The organism is Streptomyces sp. NPDC006516 (genome assembly GCF_040611875.1).
Classification (GTDB): Bacteria; Actinomycetota; Actinomycetes; order Streptomycetales; family Streptomycetaceae; genus Streptomyces.
The window spans coordinates 736,853-756,756 of sequence record NZ_JBEXPD010000001.1 but is presented as its reverse complement, the minus strand read 5'-3'; the positions used below and the strand labels follow the sequence as shown (position 1 = coordinate 756,756).

General features: G+C 73.1%; 16 protein-coding genes. 9 read left to right on the top strand and 7 right to left on the bottom strand.

Annotated elements, in window-relative coordinates; all coding sequences use genetic code 11:
- Window positions 1-5: 5 nt before the first annotated feature.
- A complete protein-coding gene (locus tag ABZY45_RS03315) occupies window positions 6-791 on the bottom strand; it encodes a 3-hydroxybutyrate dehydrogenase (protein ID WP_356735573.1) in 786 nt (261 codons plus the stop codon).
- A gap of 252 nt (window positions 792-1,043) precedes the next feature.
- Here ABZY45_RS03315 and ABZY45_RS03310 point away from each other — a divergent pair, with 252 nt between their 5' ends.
- Window positions 1,044-2,513, top strand: coding sequence for a PHB depolymerase family esterase (locus ABZY45_RS03310; RefSeq protein WP_356735571.1), 1,470 nt, complete (start codon window positions 1,044-1,046; stop codon window positions 2,511-2,513).
- 93 nt (window positions 2,514-2,606) lie between these two features.
- Here ABZY45_RS03310 and ABZY45_RS03305 read toward each other — a convergent pair whose 3' ends face one another.
- A complete protein-coding gene (locus ABZY45_RS03305; protein WP_356735569.1) occupies window positions 2,607-3,125 on the bottom strand; it encodes a hypothetical protein in 519 nt (172 codons plus the stop codon).
- A gap of 273 nt (window positions 3,126-3,398) precedes the next feature.
- On the opposite strand from ABZY45_RS03305, the gene ABZY45_RS03300 reads away from it, so the two are divergent.
- From ABZY45_RS03300 to ABZY45_RS03280, 5 genes are read left to right on the top strand one after another with little or no spacing between them, the layout of a single operon-like run.
- Window positions 3,399-4,661 carry a prenyltransferase/squalene oxidase repeat-containing protein gene (locus ABZY45_RS03300; protein ID WP_356735567.1) on the top strand — a complete coding sequence of 421 codons (1,263 nt, stop codon included), beginning with the start codon at window positions 3,399-3,401 and terminating at the stop codon, window positions 4,659-4,661.
- A complete protein-coding gene (locus tag ABZY45_RS03295; protein ID WP_356735565.1) occupies window positions 4,658-5,341 on the top strand; it encodes an SCO2322 family protein in 684 nt (227 codons plus the stop codon). The genes ABZY45_RS03300 and ABZY45_RS03295 overlap by 4 nt, the downstream gene beginning before the upstream one ends.
- Window positions 5,338-6,483 carry an energy-coupling factor transporter transmembrane protein EcfT gene (locus ABZY45_RS03290; protein WP_356735563.1) on the top strand — a complete coding sequence of 382 codons (1,146 nt, stop codon included), beginning with the start codon at window positions 5,338-5,340 and terminating at the stop codon, window positions 6,481-6,483. The genes ABZY45_RS03295 and ABZY45_RS03290 overlap by 4 nt, the downstream gene beginning before the upstream one ends.
- Complete coding sequence (locus tag ABZY45_RS03285) at window positions 6,480-8,228, top strand: ATP-binding cassette domain-containing protein (RefSeq protein ID WP_356735561.1); 1,749 nt, start codon at window positions 6,480-6,482, stop codon at window positions 8,226-8,228. Before ABZY45_RS03290 ends, ABZY45_RS03285 begins: the two co-directional genes overlap by 4 nt.
- Complete coding sequence (locus tag ABZY45_RS03280; protein WP_356735559.1) at window positions 8,225-9,040, top strand: ECF transporter S component; 816 nt, start codon at window positions 8,225-8,227, stop codon at window positions 9,038-9,040. Before ABZY45_RS03285 ends, ABZY45_RS03280 begins: the two co-directional genes overlap by 4 nt.
- A 105-nt stretch (window positions 9,041-9,145) precedes the next feature.
- Here ABZY45_RS03280 and ABZY45_RS03275 read toward each other — a convergent pair whose 3' ends face one another.
- From ABZY45_RS03275 to aroQ, 3 genes are read right to left on the bottom strand one after another with little or no spacing between them, the layout of a single operon-like run.
- Window positions 9,146-10,939 (bottom strand): TIM barrel protein, encoded by a 1,794-nt coding sequence (locus tag ABZY45_RS03275; RefSeq protein ID WP_356735557.1) that lies wholly within the window; start codon window positions 10,937-10,939, stop codon window positions 9,146-9,148.
- A gap of 25 nt (window positions 10,940-10,964) precedes the next feature.
- Window positions 10,965-11,828 carry a shikimate dehydrogenase gene (locus ABZY45_RS03270; protein ID WP_356735555.1) on the bottom strand — a complete coding sequence of 288 codons (864 nt, stop codon included), beginning with the start codon at window positions 11,826-11,828 and terminating at the stop codon, window positions 10,965-10,967.
- Window positions 11,825-12,295 (bottom strand): type II 3-dehydroquinate dehydratase, encoded by a 471-nt coding sequence (gene aroQ / locus ABZY45_RS03265; RefSeq protein WP_356735553.1) that lies wholly within the window; start codon window positions 12,293-12,295, stop codon window positions 11,825-11,827. The genes ABZY45_RS03270 and aroQ overlap by 4 nt, the downstream gene beginning before the upstream one ends.
- A 176-nt stretch (window positions 12,296-12,471) precedes the next feature.
- On the opposite strand from aroQ, the gene ABZY45_RS03260 reads away from it, so the two are divergent.
- Together ABZY45_RS03260 and ABZY45_RS03255 are read left to right on the top strand one after the other, a co-directional pair.
- Window positions 12,472-13,131 (top strand): TetR family transcriptional regulator, encoded by a 660-nt coding sequence (locus tag ABZY45_RS03260; RefSeq protein ID WP_356735551.1) that lies wholly within the window; start codon window positions 12,472-12,474, stop codon window positions 13,129-13,131.
- 260 nt (window positions 13,132-13,391) lie between these two features.
- Window positions 13,392-14,753, top strand: coding sequence for an MFS transporter (locus ABZY45_RS03255; RefSeq protein WP_356735549.1), 1,362 nt, complete (start codon window positions 13,392-13,394; stop codon window positions 14,751-14,753).
- Window positions 14,754-14,911: 158 nt separating this feature from the next.
- On the opposite strand, the gene ABZY45_RS03250 is transcribed toward ABZY45_RS03255, so the two are convergent.
- Window positions 14,912-16,990 (bottom strand): bifunctional glycosyltransferase 87/phosphatase PAP2 family protein, encoded by a 2,079-nt coding sequence (locus ABZY45_RS03250; protein WP_356735547.1) that lies wholly within the window; start codon window positions 16,988-16,990, stop codon window positions 14,912-14,914.
- A 240-nt stretch (window positions 16,991-17,230) separates the two neighbouring features.
- Between ABZY45_RS03250 and ABZY45_RS03245 the strand changes: the two genes are divergently transcribed.
- Window positions 17,231-17,707, top strand: coding sequence for a GNAT family N-acetyltransferase (locus ABZY45_RS03245; protein WP_356735545.1), 477 nt, complete (start codon window positions 17,231-17,233; stop codon window positions 17,705-17,707).
- Between the two features lie 15 nt (window positions 17,708-17,722).
- Here the strand turns inward: ABZY45_RS03245 and ABZY45_RS03240 are convergent, their stop codons facing one another.
- A complete protein-coding gene (locus ABZY45_RS03240) occupies window positions 17,723-19,768 on the bottom strand; it encodes an MDR family MFS transporter (protein ID WP_356735543.1) in 2,046 nt (681 codons plus the stop codon).
- Window positions 19,769-19,904 lie beyond the last annotated feature (136 nt).

Sequence of the window (19,904 nt, the reverse complement as noted above, 5' to 3'; positions counted from 1 at the left end):
GCGGGTCAGTGGGCGGTCCAGCCGCCGTCCATCGCGACGGAACTGCCGGTGATGTGCGCGGCGCCGGGGCCGCACAGCCACAGGACGGCCCCGGCCACGTCGCCGGGCTCGATCAGCGACTTGATCGCGCTGCGCTCCAGGAAGACCTGGCCGACCACGTCCTGCTCCGGAATGCCGTGGCTGCGGGCCTGGTCGGCGATCTGGTTCTCGACCAGGGGCGTGCGGACGTAGCCGGGGCTGACGCAGTTGCTCGTCACCCCGTGCGGCGCGGCTTCGAGTGCGACCACTTTGCTGAGCCCTTCCAGTGCGTGCTTGGCGGAGACGTAGGCCGACTTGTAGGGGCTGGCGCGCAGTCCGTGGACGGACGAGATGTTGACCACGCGGCCCCAGCCGCGTTCGTACATGCCGGGCAGTGTGCGGCGCAAGATGCGGAACGGTGCTTCCACCATGACGCGATGGATCAGCGAGAAGCGGTCCGGCGGGAACTCGTGCACCGGCGCCACGTGCTGGAGCCCCGCGTTGTTGACCACGATGTCGGCGTCGGCCGGCAGTCCGTCCACCGCCTCGGCCACGGAGAGGTCGGCCACCCAGGCCGTGCCGCCGATCCGTATCGCCAGGCTCTTGGCCGCGTCACCCGCCTTGTCCACCACGTGCACGTGGGCGCCCGCGGCGGCGAGCGCCTCGGCGCAGGCCAGCCCGATGCCGCTGGCCGCGCCGGTGACCAGGGCGGTGCGGCCGGCGAGGGCGGAGGGGGCGAGAGGGTCGTGCTGGGGGGTCCTGGAAGTCTGCATGGGCGTCACCGTATGGACGTCACCGCCCGCATCACACGGGGTCGGTGCACACACCCTGGGCCGGCCGCATGGTGGCGGCGTACATGGTGGGGACCGGCCGGCGGCGTGGACCGCCGGGGGCCCGCGCGGGGGCGCAAGGGGAGCGCCGCACACAGCGGTGCGCGGCGGGTGGCCTTCTGCCACATGGGCGGTCGGGGCCCCGGCTCATAGGTTCCGGCAGCATCCGCACGTCCCTCGAAGGAGGCCCCCCTCGTGTGCCCACCGATCCTGCGACGCCTGTTCCGCCGCCTCGCTCCCCTCGCCGCCGGGCTGCTCGCCCTGCTCGTCGCGCAGCCCGCCCCCGCCGTCGCGGCCCCGGCCGCCGCCGGTCTGGTGCAGGTCACCGGCTTCGGCTCCAACCCCGGCAATCTGCAGATGTTCGCCTACACCCCGGACGGTCTGGCGGCCGGCGCGCCGCTCGTCGTGGCCCTCCACGGCTGCACCCAGTCGGCCAGCGCGTACTACAGCAGCTCGGGCTGGCCCAAGTACGCCGACCTGTGGGGCTTCGACGTCGTCTTCCCGCAGACCACGTCGGCCAACAACGCGCTCTCCTGCTTCGGGTGGTTCGACCAGGCCGAGAGCACCAGGGGCAGGGGCGAGGCGGCGTCCGTCGTGCAGATGGTCGAGTACGCCAAGCAGACGTACGGCTCCGACGGCCGCCGGATCTACGTGACCGGGCTCTCCGCGGGCGGCGGGATGACGGCCGATCTGCTGGCCGCCTATCCGGACGTCTTCGCGGGCGGTTCCGTGGCCTCCGGGCTGCCCGCCCAGTGCGCCACCAGCCAGGCCGCCGCCTCGGGCTGCCAGACGGGCCCGCAGAAGTTGTCGCCCGCCCAGTGGGGCGACAAGGTGCGCGCGTCCTACCCGGGCTGGACCGGTCCCTGGCCCCGGGTCGCGATCTGGCAGGGCACCTCGGACTACACGGTGTACCCGGCCAACGCCACGGCGCTGCGCGACCAGTGGACCGACGTCTGGGGCATCGGCCAGACCCCGTCGAGCACCCGGAGCCTGCCCGGCGGCACCACCCGGAGCGTCTACGCCGACGCGGCAGGGCGGCCCGCAGTGGAGACGTTCTCGGTGGCGGGCATGGGGCACGGCCTGCCGGTGAGCCCGGGGCCGGGCACCGAGCAGTGCGGGGCGACGGCCGCGTACTTCCTGAACACCATCTGCTCGGCGTACCACACGGGCCTGTTCTGGGGGCTGGACCAGGACGGCCCGGGAGGTGAGCAGGGACTGCCCGCCCCCACGGGACTGAAGGTCACCGGGGTCACCAGCGGCGGCGCCTCCCTGGCCTGGAACGCGGTCGAGGGCGCCGCCTCCTACGCGGTGTACCGCGACGGCGCGAAGGTGGCCACGACGGCGACGACGTCCTTCGCGGACACCGGGCTGGCTCCCGGGACCACCTACCGCTGGACGGTGGCGGCGGTCGGCTCCTCGGGCACCGCGGGAGTCACCTCGTCCCCGGTCACGGCGACCACCTCGGGCGGCACGGCTCCGGCGCGGTGCTTCACGGCGACGAACTACGCCCATGTCACGGCCGGCCGAGCGCACACCGCGGGCGGGCACGCCTACGCGAACGGTTCGGAGCAGGACATGGGGCTGTACAACGTCTTCCTGACCCACACGCTCCGGGAGTCACCGGCCGGTCACTTCGTGATCGCCGACTCGGGCTGCCAGGCCTGAGCCCGGCCCTGTGGCCGCCCCTGACGCCGGGCCGGGCCCTGAGCCCCGGCCCGACGTCGGACCGAGGCCCCCGGGCCCCGCCCGTCCCCGCCGTCAGGCAGGGTCCTCGTAGCCGCCCCTGATGTCCTCGGGCAGCTCGCACCCGTCCTCGACGGCGGTCAGCGACACGAGCTGCTCGGGGCCCGAGGCCTTCAGCGTGTAGTGCCGGGCGTACAGCTTCCAGTTGCGCTTGGCCAGGGTGCGGTAGGTGACGTCCTGCTCGGCGTGGCTGGAGACGATCTCCCAGTCCTGCTGGCGCAGCTTGCGCACCGCCGCCTCGAAGGCGCCCGCTGCGTCCGCCGCCGGTGCGTCACCCCACCAGGGCACGACGCACGTGTGCCAGGTGCCCTTCGGCAGTCCGGCCATGGAGGTGTCCCCCACCGGCAGCCCGCCGTTGCGGGCCACTGCCTCTATCTCCGCCGCCACCGTCTCCTTGGTGAACGGCATGGTGGGCTCCGGGGAGGGCGCCGGCGCGCTCTCGCTCTCGTCCATGAGGCCGCAGCCCGCCGTCACCGTCATGAACCCGGCCACCACGGCGGTCGCCGCCGCCGTACCTCTTCTGCTCCCGCGCACTGGATGCTTCCCACCCGGTCGTTCCTCCCCCACGGGCACGCGCCCGTGTGACCCCCGCCGGAGTCTCGCATGGGCCCTGACCTGCTGGGAAGGCCCTTTCACCACGGGATGGCGGCACTCCGCCCGGAGGGGTTCGCGGGCCCCCCGGTAGAGTGGGCGGGTCGTCATCATGCCCGTACAGGGGGAAGCCGGTGCGAATCCGGCGCCGACCCTTCCCCGCGCGCTCGGCTCCGCTCGAGCCGGGGAAACCCCATTCGAGAGGCCCAGCCCGTCATGTCCGTACGCCGCCGCGCGGCAGCGCTCGCGATCACCGCCGTGCTCTGTGGAACGGCCGCCCCGGCGGCGTTCGCCGCGCCGAGTCCGACCCCGTCCCCCTCGGCGAAGGCTCTGCCGGCCGGGCTGTACGGCACCGGGGACCCGACGTACGACGGGGTGTGGCGGCAGTCGCTGGCCTTCCTCGCGCAGAAGATCGAGCTGGTCACCCCCGCCACGAAGGCGGTGGACTGGCTCGTGGGCCAGCAGTGCGCGAGCGGGGCCTTCGCCTCCTACCGGGACGCTTCCCGGCCCTGTGACGCGAAGACGGTGGCCGACACCAACGCCACGGCGGCGGCGGTCCAGGCCATGGTCGAGCTGGCCGTGCACCGCGAGGTCGTGGACAACGGGGTCAGCTGGCTGAAGTCGGTGCAGAACGCGGACGGCGGATGGGGCTACAACCCCGGCAGCCCGAGCGACGCCAACTCCACCGCCGTCGTGGCCGGCGCGCTGGGCCGCGCCGGGGTGCCCGTGGCCGATGTCACCACCGAGGGCGGCAAGACCCCGTACACCGCGCTGCGGAGCTTCGCGCTCCCCTGCGGGGACGGTGCGGGCGCCGGGGCGTTCGCCTACCAGCCGGACAAGGACGGCAAGCTCACCGCCAACGCGGACGCCACCGCTGCCGCTGTGATCGGTGCGATGGGCAAGGGCATGGCCGCGGGGAACTCCAACGCGGTGAAGGCCCCGGTCTGCCACACGGGCGACGATCTCACCGCCGAGCAGTCCGCGCAGAACGGCGCCTACTACCTGGCGAAGACCCTGGCCGGCTCGGGGCACCTGGACCTGCCGCCGATGCCGGGCGCCGAGGAGTCCGACCCGCAGCCGGACTTCGGCAACACCGCGGACGCGGTCGTGGCCCTGGCGGCGTCCGGACACAAGGACAAGGCGGCCGGTGCGGTCGCCTACCTGGAGAAGCACGCGCAGGGCTGGGCGAAGAAGGGTGGCCCCGCCGCGACCGCGCAGCTGGTCCTCGCCGCCCACGCGACCGGCGCCGACGCCCGTGACTTCGGCGGCACCGACCTGGTCAGGCAGCTGAACGCGACGGGTCCCGCGCCCGCCGCCACCGCCGTGCCCTCGCCGACCTCCTCCGTGCCGGGGAAGCCGGCGGACACGAGCAGCGACGACGGCGGGCTCGGCCTCTGGTGGATCATCGGCATCGGCCTCGCCTTCGGAGCGGGCATCGGTTTCCTGCTGAGCGGACGCCGGAAGAACCAGCAGCTGTGAGGCGCGCGTCGGGCACGGCGGCGCTGCTGCTCCTCGCCGGCGCCGTCCTGGCCGTGCTCGGCGCGGGGAGCGCGCAGGCGGCCGGTTACCGCTACTGGTCGTTCTGGGAGGGCGACGGCGGGAAGAGCTGGACGTACGCCACCCAAGGGCCCTCCGTGGTCAGGCCGGACGACGGCGCCGTGCAGGGTTTCCGGTTCTCGGTGAGCGAGGACTCGCAGGACTCCGCCCAGCCGCGCCGCGCACCGGACTTCGGGGCCGTCTGCGCGGACACCCCGGCGAGGGACGGCCGTAAGAGGATCGCGCTGGTCGTCGACCCGGGCACGGCCGCGGACGCTCCGGAGGGCGAGAAGCCTCCGGCGCTGCGCACGGCCTGTGCCCAGGTGGCTCCGGACGCGAGCACGGCCGAGGCGCTCGCCTCGGTGGCGAAGCCGCTGCGCTACGACGACTCCGCGATGCTCTGCGCGATCTCGGGCTATCCGCGTGCGGGATGCGGCGAGCAGACGGACGGCTCGTCCGCCGCCGCCCCGGAGCAGTCGCAGGACGATGCCGGGAGCGAGGACCAGGACAGGGGCGCCCACGACGGACAGGGCGGTGGCCCCTCGGCCGGTGTGCTGACCGGCGTCGGCGCGGTGCTCGTCCTGGGTGTCGCCGCGGTGCTGAGGGCCCGCCGCCGCCGATGACCCGCTCCGCCGGCCCGTCCCTGCTCCGCCATGCCCTGAGCGCCCCGGCGGCCACCCGCGCCAACGCGCTGCCGGCCGGGGCCTGGTGGGTATGGGCGCTGGGCCTGGCCACCGCGGCCTCCCGTACGTCCAACCCCCTGCTGCTCGGGCTGCTGGTGGGAGTGGCGGGCTATGTGGTCGCGGCACGCCGCACGGACGCGCCGTGGGCCCGTTCGTACGGGGCGTTCGTCCGGCTGGGGCTGTTCGTCGTGGCGGTGCGGCTGGTGTTCTCCATACTCCTCGGCTCGTCCGTCCCCGGCACGCACACCCTGTTCGCGCTGCCCGAACTGCCGTTGCCCGACTGGGCGCAGGGGATCCGGCTCGGCGGCCGGGTCACCGCCGAGCAGCTGGTGTTCGCGCTGTACCAGGGGGCGAAGCTGGCCGCCCTGCTGATCTGTATCGGCGCGGCGAACTCGCTGGCCAACCCGGCCCGGCTGCTGAAGTCGCTGCCCGGCGCCCTGTACGAGGTGGGGGTGGCCGTGGTCGTGGCGATGACGTTCGCACCGAACATGGTCGCCGACGTGGCACGGCTGAGGACGGCCCGCCGGCTGCGCGGCCGTCCCACCGGCGGGATCGGCGCGGTGCTCCAGATCGGGCTGCCGGTGCTCGAAGGCGCTCTCGAGCGTTCGGTGGCGGTGGCGGCGTCCATGGACGCACGCGGGTACGGGCGTACGGCGCAGGTTCCGCCGGCTGTACGCCGCACCACCCATCTCCTCACCCTCGGCGGGCTGCTGGGCGTGTGCGCGGGGACCTACGGGCTGCTGGCCGCGCAGGGCGCCGTGTTCGGGCTGCCGCTGCTGCTGGCCGGGCTGCTCGCGGCGGTGGCGGGGCTCAGGCTCGGCGGGCGCCGCTCGGTCCGTACCCGCTACCGGCCGGACCGCTGGGGGGTGCGGGCCTGGCTCGTCGCGGCATCGGGTGTGGCCGTCGCGGCGGCGATGATCTGGGCGGGGGCCGCCGATCCGGAGGCCCTGAGCCCCGGTGTCGTACCGCTCACGGCTCCCGTACTGCCGCTGTGGCCGGCGGTGGCCGTGCTGATCGGGCTGCTGCCCGCCGCCGTGGCACCGCTGTCCCCGTCCCCCTCGCAATCCAAGGAGCGCGCATGATCCGGTTCGAACAGGTCTCGGTGCGCTACGAGGGCCTCGCGCGCCCCACGCTGTCCGGGGTCGATATCACGGTGCCCGAGGGCGAGTTGGTCCTCGTCGTGGGCCCGTCCGGCGTCGGGAAGTCGACCCTGCTGGGTGCCGTGTCCGGTCTCGTACCGCACTTCACCGGCGGGGTCCTCACCGGCCGGGTCACGGTCGGCGGCCGGGACACCCGCACCCACAAGCCCCGTGAACTCGCCGATCTGGTCGGCACGGTGGGACAGGACCCGCTGGCCCACTTCGTGACGGACACCGTCGAGGACGAGCTCGCCTACGGCATGGAGTCGCTCGGCCTCGCGCCCGACGTCATGCGGCGCCGGGTGGAGGAGACCCTCGACCTGCTGGGGCTCGCGGAGCTGCGCGACCGTCCGATCGCCACGCTCTCCGGTGGCCAGCGGCAGCGCGTCGCGATCGGCTCGGTCCTCACCCCGCACCCGAGGGTCCTGGTCCTCGACGAGCCGACCTCCGCGCTCGATCCCGCGGCGGCCGAGGACGTCCTCGCTGTGCTCCAGCGGCTGGTGCACGACCTGGGGACGACGGTCCTGATGGCCGAACACCGGCTGGAACGCGTGGTGCAGTACGCGGACCAGGTCCTCCTGCTGCCCGCGCCCGGAGCCCCGCCGGTGCTGGGCGCGCCCGCCGACGTCATGGCCCTCTCGCCGGTCCGGCCGCCCGTGGTGGCCCTGGGCCGGCTGGTGGGCTGGGACCCGCTGCCGCTCTCGGTGCGCGATGCCCGCCGCAGGGCGGCGGGCCTGCGGGAACAGCTGGCGGATGTGGAGCCGCCGGCGCCCGGGCAGCCGCCGCACGGAACCCCGGCGGGCGGCCCGGAAGCCCCGCTGCCCGCGCCGCCCGCCGCCCGGCCCGGCTTCCTGGACCGCCTGCTCGGCAGGGGCCGTCCGGAGCGCACGGCCCCGGCCGGGCCGTCCGCGCCCCTCGACCCGGGCGCCCCGGTCGCCTGTGTCCAGGGGCTGGGGGTGCGGCACGGACGCATCGAGGCGCTGCGCGGGGTGACTCTGTCCGTCGCGCCGGGCGAGACCGTGGCCCTGATGGGCCGCAACGGCGCGGGCAAGTCGACCCTGCTGACCACCCTCGTCGGGATGACCGAGCCGTCCACGGGCTCCGTCCTCGTCGGCGGACTGCGCCCCTCCCGTACGCCTCCCCGCGACATGGTGCGCCGCGTCGGACTCGTACCCCAGGAGCCGCGCGATCTGCTGTACGCGGACTCGGTCGCCGCCGAGTGCGCGGCGGCGGACTCCGACGCGGGCGCGCCCGGGGGCTCGTGCCGGGCGCTGGTGTCGGAGCTGCTGCCCGGGGTGCCGGACGACGCCCACCCGCGTGACCTGTCCGAGGGGCAGCGGCTCGCGCTGGCGCTGGCCCTGGTGCTCACCGCCCGGCCGCCGCTCCTGCTGCTGGACGAGCCGACGCGTGGCCTGGACTACGCGGCGAAGGCCCGGCTCGTCGGCGTCCTGCGGCGGCTGGCCGGTGAGGGGCGTGCCATCGTCCTGGCCACGCACGACGTCGAGCTGGCGGCGGAACTGGCGCACCGGGTGGTGATCCTCGCGGACGGGGAGGTCGTCGCCGACGGCCCGACCCGGCAGGTCGTGGTCTCCTCCCCCGCCTTCGCCCCGCAGACCGCGAAGATCCTGGCGCCGGGGCAGTGGCTGACCGTGGCGCAGGTACGCACCGCTCTGGAGACCCCCGCATGACGAGTGCCGCCCGTCCGGTCCGGCTCGGCCCCCGTGCCGTGGCCGCGCTCGTCCTGATCAGCGTGGTCGGGCTGGTCGGCTTCGGCTGGCCGCTGCTGGCGGGGCCGGACTCCGGCCTCGCCCACGCCGAGGACGCACCGTGGCTGTTCGCCGTCCTGCTCGTGCTGCTCGTCGGCGTCGTCCTCGCGACGATCGCGGACTCCGGCCTGGACGCCAAGGCCGTGGCGATGCTGGGGGTCCTCGCGGCGGTCGGCGCGGCGTTGCGCCCGCTGGGCGCGGGGACCGCGGGCCTGGAGCCCATGTTCTTCCTGATGGTGCTGAGCGGCCGGGTGCTGGGACCCGGCTTCGGATTCGTGCTCGGCTCGGTCACGATGTTCGCCTCGGCGCTGCTGACGGGCGGGGTCGGGCCGTGGATGCCGTTCCAGATGCTGTCGATGGGCTGGTTCACCATGGGCGCGGGCCTGCTGCCCGGACCGGACCGCCTGCGCGGCAGGGGTGAGCTGCTGATGCTGGCGGTGTACGGCTTCGTGGCGGCGTTCGCCTACGGCACGGTGATGAATCTGTACGGCTGGACGATCCTGCGGGATCTCGCTCCCGGCATCTCCTTCGTGGCGGGCGACGCGCTGCACGAGAACCTGGTCCGCTTCCTCGCCTACTGCGCCGCCACCTCGCTCGGCTGGGATCTGGGCCGGGCCGCCCTGACCGTGGCCCTGACCCTCTCCGTCGGTCCCACCCTGCTGCGGGCGCTGCGCCGCGCCACACGCCGCGCGGCCTTCGACGCCAGGGCGGCCTTCGAGGCCCCGAAGGTGTGAGGGCCTGACCGCCGGGCCGCCCGGGGCTCTCGCGGATCCGGCCGGTGCGGATCGTCCGCCGGGCCGCCCGGGGCTACCGGCGGCCCGGCGGACGATGCCGACCGGTCATTCGGCCAGCGCGTGCTGGGCGGCGAGCCTGACGGCGGCGTTCCGGGCCCCGTATCCGTCGTACCCGCCGACGCGCTCGACGAGTTCGAAGAAGAGCCGGCCGGTCGTCACGGTGTAGCAGTGCCTGAACTCCCCCTTCTCGTCCCGGTCGTAGAGGATGCCGAGTTCCCGGTAGGTCTCCAGCTCTCCGGGGGCGAACGTGTGGTGCGCGGCGAGGTCGTCGTAGTAGTTGGCGGGTACGGGCAGCAGCCGGGCTCCCGCCGCGCGGGCCCGGCGGACGGTGGCCACGAGGTCCTCGGTGAGGAGCGCCACGTGCTGGGGCCGCCCCCCGCGGGCGGGGTCGTCCGTGGGGGACGCCCCCACGCCGAGCGCGATGCGCACGGTGCCCTCCTCGTTGCTGGCGGCCCGGCTGCGCAGCAGACCGTACGGGTCGGCCAGGTCGACGCTCGCGTGCGGACGCAGACCGAGCACGCCGCGGTGGAAGAGGGTCGCCTCGTCGAAGTGGTGCCAGGGCTGGGTCAGCGCGACATGGTCGACGCGAGTGATCCCGACACCGTCCGGGGTGTGCGGCGCGGGTGCGAAGTCGCCGGTCCAGCCGGTCCGCCCGGAGCGGTCGGTGGCGCAGAAGAAGAACTCCGTTCCGTCGGGCGCGGCCACCGCGTCCAGCGGGGCGTCCTGGGGCGCCCGGCGCCTGGGCAGGACCGGGGCGAGCAGCGTCTCCGCGCGCGCGGAGGCCCTGGCCGGGTCCGGGCTCTCCAGGCCCACCGCCGTCAGCGAGGGCTCCGGCCGGTGGCTGCCGGTGTCGGTGTTGACCAGGATGCGGGCCTCACCCTGCTCCCAGAGGTCCACCGGCTTCCCGGCGTGCCTGGCCGTACGCGAGAAGCCGAGCGCGGTCAGCAGGGGGGTGATCCTGGCCGTGTCGGCCGTGGCGATCTCGACGAAGGCGAAGCCCGTGGGCACGACCGGCTCCGGGGGCGCGGCCAGCCCGGCCGACTCCTGGAGCAGCGTAAGCGACCGGCGGGCGTCCACGGCGGTCCGGGCGGCGTCCGCCTGGCGGAAGACGTCGTTGAACACCTCCAGGGAGAGGGGCCCTTCGTATCCGGCGCGGACGGCGGCCCGGACCAGCCCGGCGACGTCGAGGTCGCCCTGGCCGGGGAAACAGCGGTGGTGGCGGCTCCACTGGAGGACGTCCAGGGCCATCTGCGGGGCGTCGGCGAGCTGAAGGAAGAAGATCTTCTCGCCGGGGATGGCCTCGATCCCCGTCACGTCGGACCCCCGGGCCAGGATGTGGAAGCTGTCCAGGCAGACCCCGAGAGCGGGATGGTCCGCGGCCTCGACGATGCGCCAGGCGTGTTCGTACGTGCTGACGTGGCGGCCCCACGCGAGCGCCTCGTAGGCGACCCGGATCCCGTACTCCTCGGCGAGGTCGGCGAGCTGCCGCAACTGCCCTGCGGCGAGGTCGTCGTCGTCGGCCGCGTACGGCGACACGCTGGAGCAGACCAGGACGGTGTCGGCGCCGAGCCGTCGCATGAGACGGAACTTGTGTGCGGCGCGCCGCAGATTGCGGGCGAACTCGTCCGCGGGGACCGCCTCGATGTCGCGCATAGGCTGGTACAGATCGATCGTCAGGCCGAGGTCGGCCGCCTGGTCCCTGATCTCCTCCGGGGTGAGCGGGCTCCCGATCAGGTCGTTCTCGAAGATCTCGACGCCGTCGAAGCCCGCGCGCGCTGCCGCGGTGAGCTTCTCGGTGAGCGTTCCGCTGAGCGAGACGGTGGCGATGGACGTACGCAAGTCGGTCCTCCTGCGGGGCTGGGCTTCAGCGCGCGGACGTGAGATCGGCGATGTCCGCGAGCATGCGCGCGGTGTCGGGTTCGCGGCCGGTGAAGAGCCGGAAGGCGTCGGCGGCCTGGTAGGCGGCCATGCCCGCGCCGTCGAGGGTGGGGCAGCCGAGGGCTCGGGCGGTACGCACGAGCGCGGTCTCCAGCGGCCGGTAGACGATCTCGGCGACCCACAGCGCGGGGTGCAGCAGGTCGGCGGGTAGCGGCAGTCCCGGGTGGGCGGCCATACCGATGGGCGTGGCGTTGACCAGACCGTCGGCGTCGGCGAGCCGGTCCGCGATGTCCAGGAGGTCGGCGGCGGCGGCACGGCCCGGGCCGAAGTGGTGGTCGAGGGAGGCCACGAGCGCCGCCGCCCGCTCGGGCCGGGCGTCGAGCACGGTGAGCCGGCCGGCGCCCAGCGCGAGGAGGGCGTGGGCCACGGCGGCCCCGGCCCCGCCCGCGCCGAGTTGCACGACCCGGTCCAGTGGTGCGTCGGGCAGCCCCCGGGCGAAGGACGCGGCGAAGCCGGTGGTGTCGGTGTTGTGACCGATCGCCCGGTCCCCGTCGAAGACGACGGTGTTGACCGCGCCGAGGGCTTCGGCCTGCGGCGAGAGTGCGTCGAGGTGGGCGAGGACCTGCTGCTTGCAGGGGTGGGTGACGTTGAGCCCGTCGTAGCCCATGTCCCGCGCGGAGCGCACGAGTTCGCCGGTGCGCTCGGGCGCGATGCCGAGCGCGCCGATGTCGAGGAGACGGTAGAGGTAGCGCAGCCCCTGCCGGTCCGCCTCGCGTTCGTGGAGCGCGGGGGTGAGCGAGGGGCCGATGCCTGTGCCGATGAGGCCGACGAGATACGAGTGCGGGCTCAACGGTTTCCCTCCAGCAGACGGGCGAGATGGGTGAGCGCCAGGGCGTAACCGTGGGCGCCCGCACCACAGATGACGGTCTCGGCGACGGACGAGACATAGCTGTGGTGGCGGAATGCCTCGCGCCGGTGGATGTTCGACAGGTGCACCTCCACGACGGGCAGCTCCACGGCGGCGAGCGCGTCCCGCAGGGCGACCGAGGTGTGGCTGTACCCGGCGGGGTTGATCACGATGCCCCGGTGCGCGGTGCGGGCCTCGTGGACGGCGTCGATGAGCACCCCCTCGTGGTTGCTCTGCCGGCAGTCGGCGCGCAGTCCGTGGGCCTGCGCGGTGGACCGGCAGAGCTCGTCGAGGTCGGCGAGGGTGTCCTTGCCGTAGACCGCGGGCTCGCGCAGGCCGAGCAGATCGAGATTGGGTCCGTTCAGCACGAGGACGGGGACGCCCGGGAGCGGGGCTGGAGGGTTCGGCATCGGTCACTTCCCATGGATGCGCGGGCCGAGGGTCCGGCCGGGACACCTCTAATGTACGGACTGGTTAGTTAGTCATACCGAAAGACGGGCGCGCTGGGAAGACCCTGGACGGAATCGGCCGCCGACGGCGCCGCTCTACAATCGCGTGCACGCACCGACTCCCGCGAAGGATCCGGATGACCAGCACCGAAGGACCCGCACAGCCCGCTGTGCGCACCCGCGACGCGGCGCGCACCAAGGCCGAGATCCTGACCGTCGCGACACGGGAGTTCGCCCGCCTCGGTTACGCGGGCGCGCGGGTCGACGAGATCGCCGCCAGCACCGCCACCACGAAGCGGATGATCTATTACTACTTCGGCGGCAAGGAACAGCTGTTCACGGCGGTGCTGGAGCGGGCGTACACCCGGATCAGGGAGGCCGAACAGCTCCTGGACGTCGAGCACCTGGACCCCGTGGCCGCGGTCCGCCGGCTGGCCGAGCTGACCTTCGACCACCACGAGGAGCACCCGGACTTCATCCGCCTGGTGGGCATCGAGAACATACACGAGGCGGAACACATCGCCGCCTCGGCCGAGTTGAGCCGGATCGGCTCACCGGCGATCGACGTGCTGCGGCGCATCCTCGACACCGGGCGCGCGTCGGGGCTGTTCACGGCGGACGTCGACGCCGTGGACCTGCACGCGATGATCAGCTCGTTCTGCTTCTTCCGCATCGCCAACAGACACACCTTCGGCGCCCTCTTCGGCCGCGATCTGGTGGAGACCGGCCGGCGCGAGCACTACCGGACCATGCTGGGCGACATGATCATCGCGTACCTCACGGCCGAGCGGCACTAGGGGTCTTCGTTCGGACCGGGCCGGACCAGGGGGCGGGACCAGGCACGCGGCCCGGCACGAGCCGAACCAGAGGCTTCGGGCCTTTCGGGGAGAAAGGCCCGTATTCCGCACGGGCCCGCGGACCGGTTTCCGTGCGGACCCTTGACAGGGACGACAACTGCTCGCAACATCCGTAGCCATCCGCAACTAACTAACTGGTGCGTTAATTAGCGGGTCCGCTCGCCCCTCCCCCGCACGGACGTCCCCCGAAGGAGCCCGACGTGACCGCTCACGACCCCGCCGCCGGCCCCCCGTCCCCACCCCAGGCCCAGCCCCGCAAGGCCGCGCTCGCCGCATGGATCGGCAGCGCGCTGGAGTACTACGACTTCTTCATCTACGGCAGCGCGGCGGCGCTGATCTTCCCGAAGGTCTTCTTCGACGAGTCCGACCCGGCGAACGCGACCCTGCTGTCGCTGGCCACCTTCGGCGTCGCGTACGCCGCCCGCCCGGTCGGCGCGCTCTTCCTCGGTCACGTCGGGGACCGGCTCGGCCGCAAGAAGATCATGGTCTTCACGCTGATGCTGATGGGCCTGTCGACGTTCCTCATCGGCTGTCTGCCCACCCGGGACCAGATCGGCGGGGCCGCACCCGTCCTGCTCGTCGTCCTGCGCATCCTTCAGGGCATATCCGCGGCCGGTGAACAGGCCAGCGCCAACTCCATGAGCCTGGAGCACTCGCCGCAGCACCGGCGCGGCTACTTCACCAGCTTCACCATCAACGGCACACAGGCAGGCCAGCTGATCGCGACCCTCGCCTTCATCCCCGTCGCCGCTCTCCCCGAGGAGCAGCTCCTGTCCTGGGGCTGGCGCATCCCGTTCTGGCTGAGCGTCGCCGTCGCGGTCACCGGCTGGGTCATCCGGCGCACGCTGGAGGAGACGCCGGTCTTCACCAGGCAGGCGGAGACCGAGGGTGTGGCGAAGTTGCCGCTGGCCGTGCTGCTGCGCGACCACTGGGCCGATGTACTGCGGGTCGTGGCCGCGGCCGTGATCGCCACGGTCAGCACGATCTTCACCGTCTGGGCGCTGTCGTACGCGACGAGCGACGCGGTGGGCCTGAGCCGCACCGGCATGCTGTGGGTCGGCGCGCTGGCGAATCTCGTCGCCCTGTTCACCATCCCGCTGTGGGCCCGGCTCTCCGACCGCATCGGGCGCCGTCCGGTCTTCCTGGTGGGTGCCGTCGGCAGCGCCGTGGTGATGCCGCTGTACCTGTGGGCGATCTCCACCGGCAGCTTCCCGCTGGTGCTGATCCTCGGTGTGCTGGTCTTCGGCGTCGTCTACAGCGCGGCGAACGGCATCTGGCCCGCCTTCTACGCCGAGATGTTCCCCACCCGCGTCAGGCTCTCGGGCATGGCGATCGGCACGCAGACCGGTTTCGCCATCGCCGGCTTCGCGGTGGCCTTCGCCTCACAGATCGCCGGTCCCGACGGGGAGAACTGGGCCGGTGTCGCGCTCTTCGCCGCCGCGCTCTGTGTGCCGCCCGTCGTCGCCGCCCTCACCGCCCGCGAGACGGCGCACGTGGACACGGAGCTGCTCGGGGAGCAGCCGGGCACGGCCAAGCAGGCCGGAGTGTCGGTCAGCGCCTGATCGCGCGGTACGCCGCCGCGCTCGGCACTGAGCCGTTCGAGTGGCGTAACAACCGCCACCGGCGGATGCCGGAGGACGCGGCGATCCATGCCGAAGGGGTGCGGGGCGGCTCGGGAGAGCCGCCCCGCACCCCTTCGGTCCGTACGTGCCGCCAGGCCCTACGCCTTGCTGCCCGCCGGTTCCGCGGCCACGACGGGCGGCCCGGCGGCGCCCCCGGCGTCGGCGTCCGCCTCTTCGGCCGTTCCGGTCCCCGCAGCCGTGCGGGACCCCGCCCCTGTGCCGGCCTCGAGCCGCCGAGGCCCGGCGAGGACGTACGTCAGCCCGAAGCCCGCAGCCACCACGGCCGCACCGCCGACCGCGTCCAGCACCCAGTGGTTGCCGGTGGCGACGATGGCGGAGACCGTGAAGACCGGGTGCAGCAGGCCGAGTGCCTTCATCCAGACCTTCGGTGCGAGCAGCACGATCACCACACCGCACCACAGCGACCACCCGAAGTGCAGCGACGGCATCGCCGCGTACTGGTTGGTCACCGCCGTCAGCGCCCCGAAGTCAGGGCTGTCCAGGTCCTGCACACCGTGGACCGTGTCGATGAAGCCGAGCCCCGGCATGAGACGCGGGGGCGCCAGCGGGTAGAGCCAGAAGCCGAGCAGGGCGAGGACGGTGGCGAACCCGATGGTGGTGCGGGCCCAGCGGTAGTCCGAGGGTCTGCGTACGTACAGCACGCCGAGGATCGCGAGCGGCACGATGAAGTGGAACGTCGAGTAGTAGTAGTCGAAGAAGTCCCGCAGCCAGGGGATGCCGACGACCGTGTGGTTCGCCCAGTGCTCGATGTCGATGTGCAGCCACTGCTCCGCCGAGTGGATCTGCCTGCCGTGCTCCTCGGCCGCGGAACGCCCCGCGGTCGCCGCCAGCCTGACCTTCGCGTAGGCGGAGTAGACGACCCGGATGAGCAGGAGTTCCAGCAGCAGGTTGGGGCGGCTGAGCACCCGCCGCCAGAAGGGCAGCAGCGGCACCCACGAGAAGCGGGACGGCACCGGCCGGGCATGGCCGGTGGGGACCGGCCGCTGCCAGTGCGGTGAGGTCCGGGACAGGAAGGGCGCCACGCAGGCCGCGCCGAGCGCCGTGACGAGCAGGATGTTGTCGCGTACGGGGATGATCGGCCCGACGTTCGGCAGCAGCATCTTCCCGGGCAGCGTGAGGACCAGCACCACGACCGCCGGCCAGACCAGCCGGTCGGAGGCCCGGGTGCCGACCTTGCCGACGACGGCGAGCAGCACCCAGAGCAGCTGGTGCTGCCAGGCGGTGGGCGAGACGGCGACGGCCGCACAGCCGGTGACGGCGACGGCCAGGAGCGGCTGCCCGTCACGCGCGTAGCGGACCGCGCGTCGCAGGGCGACGAGGACCACTGCCGCCGCCAGGACGAGGAACAGCGCGATCTCCAGCGGTCCCTGGAGCCCGAACCGCAGCAGCGCGCCGTGCAGCGACTGGTTGGCCAGGCTGTCCGGCCGGTCGCCGAGCCCCGCGCCGGCCAGGTGGTGCACCCAGTACGCCCACGAGTCGCGCGGCATGGCCGCCCAGGCCAGCGCGGTGCAGGCGGCGAAGGCCGCGCCCCCGGTCGCGGCTGCCCGGCGCCTGCCGGTGAGCCAGAACAGAACGGCGAAGAGCAGCACGACCGGCTGGAGGGCGGCGGCGATCCCGGTCAGTACCCCCGGGAGCCGCTCACCGCGTGCCACGAACCAGGCGAGGAGCACCAGCAGGACCGGCAGGACGCTGGTCTGTCCCAGGAACAGGGTGTTGCGCACGGGCAGCGACACCATCAGCAGGGCGATCGCGAACGGGGCCGCCAGGAACGCTGTACGCCGGCTCACCGGTGCGGGCAGTGCGCGTACGGCGACGTAGCCGAGCGCCGCGACCAGCAGAAGGGTGCCGAAGGTCCACACGACACCGAGGGCCTGTTCGGCCGAGGCCGTCAGCGGTTTCAGCACCAGCCCCGCGAACGGCGTGCCGGTGAACCGGCCGGGTTCGTACAGGGAGCCCGCCATGTGCAGGACCCCGGTCGCACCGGTCCAGGTCTCCAGGTCCGCGAGGCGCTCACCGGCCGGCCTGCCCAGCACCACCGCCATCTGCCGCGCCGCCAGGACGGCGACGAGCAACCAGAGGGCGGCCCTCGCCACCGCGGCCCTCGCCCCCGAATCCGACGCCACGTTCCCCCGCACACTGCGCTCCGCATCTGCCACGCTGTGCCGACCCTCCCGTTTCACGCACTTGTCCCCTCGGCCCGGGTTTGTGCGGATGTAGCCTCGCATTGCCCTATGAGGTAGACACAATCAACCCCTACTTCGCCTGACTGTCACCACTCATTTGCAGAAAGAATGACCGAATACCGACCGGCAGCAGGGCCGGCTCAGCCCTCGTGTCCGCCCGCGCCAGGCCGGAAAGGGTTCGTCACACGATCACACCCCGGACAGAATGACCCGATGATCTGGACCGTGACGCCCGAACACTTCGCGACCCCTGACGCCGCCCTGCTGCGCCGGGACTACTACGACGAGGTGGCGAGCCGCTATTGGGGCCGCCCGGCGACCACGGCCGAGATCGACGAAGGCCTGAGCGACGACGGCGCGGACCGTCTCGCCCCGCCCACCGGGCAGTTCCTGGTGGGACGGTACGACGGCGAGCCGGCGAGCTGCGCGGGCCTGCTGCTGGTCGGCGGGGCGACCGCGGAGCTGACGCGGGTGTTCGTGCGCCCCGGCTTCCGCGGCACGGGCGGCGGCGGCCTGCTGCTCGCGGGCATCGAGGAGTCGGCGCGGGCGTACGGGGTGCGCCGGATCCGGCTCGACACCCGCGACGACCTGGTCGAGGCGCGCGGGCTGTACGCCAAGCACGGGTACCGGGCGGTCCCCGCGTTCAACCGGGGGCCGTACGCCGAGCACTGGCTCGCCAAGGAGCTGTGAGCCCCGGCCCCGCCGTCAGCCCGCCGAGTGGTCGCGGCGCGGGTCCGGCATGTGCGGCCGTTCCTTGCTCGACCCGCTCACCTCGGCCGACAGCTCCGTCACGAGGCGGACCAGGTCGGTGGGCCGGTCGGGGCTCCACCAGTCGCCCAGCAGCTCGGCGAGGGACTCCTCGCGGGCCTGCGACAGCCGCACCACGGCCTCCGCGCCCCGGTCGGTGAGGACCAGCTGCATGCCCTCGCGCCGGGCGAGGCCGCGCTCCTCCACCTGACGGGCGGCCGAGGTGATCACCCGCAGCGGCACGGGGGCGACGTCGGCGAGCCGGCCCGGCTCGACGGTGCCGTGCCGCTTGATGCGCAGCAGCAGCCAGCTGGCGGCGGGCAGCAGGTCGTAGCCCGCCCTGGCGGTGATCTTCTCGTAGATCTCGCGGCGCCCCTCGCGGGTGGCGAGCACCGAGAGCGCGCGGGCGCACTCGTCGTACGAGGACCGCTGGACCGGGTTGGAGGCCAGGGTCTCACTGGGGTCGGGGGCCATGACCGAGCCCCGCAGGGGCTCCTCCTTGAGGAACCAGGCGAGGACGAACGCGATCAGGACGACGGGGGCCGCGTAGAGGAAGACGTCGGTGATCGCGGTCGAGTAGGCGCCGAGGACCGAAGGGCGCAGGTCGGCCGGCAGCCGGCCGATGGCCCGGGGGTCGGCCGCCAGGGCACCGGCGTCGACGCCGGCCGGAAGTGACCGGCCGCTGAGCGCGTCCTCGAGTTTGCCGGTCAGCCGGTTGGTGAAGATCGTGCCGAAGACGGCCACACCGAACGAGGCGCCGATGGACCGGAAGAAGGTCGCTCCGGAAGTGGCGACGCCGAGGTCCTCGTATCCGACGGAGTTCTGCACGATCAGCACGAGGACCTGCATCACGAGGCCGAGTCCGGCGCCGAAGACGAAGAAGCAGAGGCTCATCGTCCAGGTGGAGCTGTCCTCCGAGAGGAGGTGGAGGAGCAGCAGACCGACGACGGTGAGGGCGGTGCCGGCGATCGGGAAGACCTTCCAGCGGCCCGTGCGGCTGACGATCTGGCCTGAGCCGGTCGAGGTGATGAGCAGGCCGAAGACCATCGGCAGCATGTGCACGCCGGACATGGTCGGGGTGATGCCGTGCACGACCTGGAGGAAGGTGGGCAGGTAGGTCATCGCGCCGAACATCGCGAAACCGATGACGAAGCTGATCACGGCCACGAGGCTGAAGGTCCGCATCCGGAACAGCTTCAGCGGCAGCACGGGTTCGGCCGCCCGGTGTTCGGCCGCGACGAAGGCGACGAGCAGCACCATGGCGAGGACCGCGAGCATGATGATCTGCGCGGAGCCCCAGGCCCAGGTGGTGCCGCCGAGTGAGGCGACGAGGACCAGGCAGGTGGCGACGGAGGCGATGAGGAAGGTGCCCAGGTAGTCGATGGTGTGCTTGGTGCGGCGCACGGGGATGTGCAGGGCCGCGGCGATGACGAGCAGCGCGACGACACCGACGGGCAGGTTGATGTAGAAGACCCAGCGCCAGCTGAGGTGCTCGGTGAAGAAGCCGCCGAGCAGGGGACCCAGGACGCTGGTCACACCGAATACCGCACCGAACAGACCCTGGTACTTCCCTCGTTCGCGTGGACTGACGATGTCGCCGACGATCGCCATCGACAGCACCATCAGCCCGCCGCCGCCGAGCCCCTGGAGGGCGCGGAAGCCGATCAGCTGCGGCATGTCCTGGGCCATGCCGCAGAGCGCGGAGCCGATGAGGAAGATGACGATGGCCGTCTGGAAGAGCCTCTTGCGCCCGTACTGGTCACCGAGCTTGCCCCAGAGCGGGGTGGCCGCGGTCGCCGCCAGCATGTAGGCGGTGACCACCCATGACAGATGGTCCAGGCCTCCGAGTTCGCTGACGATCGTGGGCAGCGCGGTGGAGACGATGGTCTGATCGAGTGCGGCGAGCAGCATGCCGAGGAGCAGTGCGCCGATGGACACGAGGACACTCCGCCTGGAGCGCCCCTCCCCCGCTTCAAGGGGTGGCGGGCTCAACTGCTGGGCCATGGGCATCTCCTCGGTCCGCTTCACCCCCATCCTGGCCGGTATGCGCCGTTATGGCCTGCCGAGCAGCTCCACGGGCGTTGGGCTTCCCCGTGGCGGCCTGCATAATCGCAGCAGTTCAAAGGGGAGGGGAACCCAC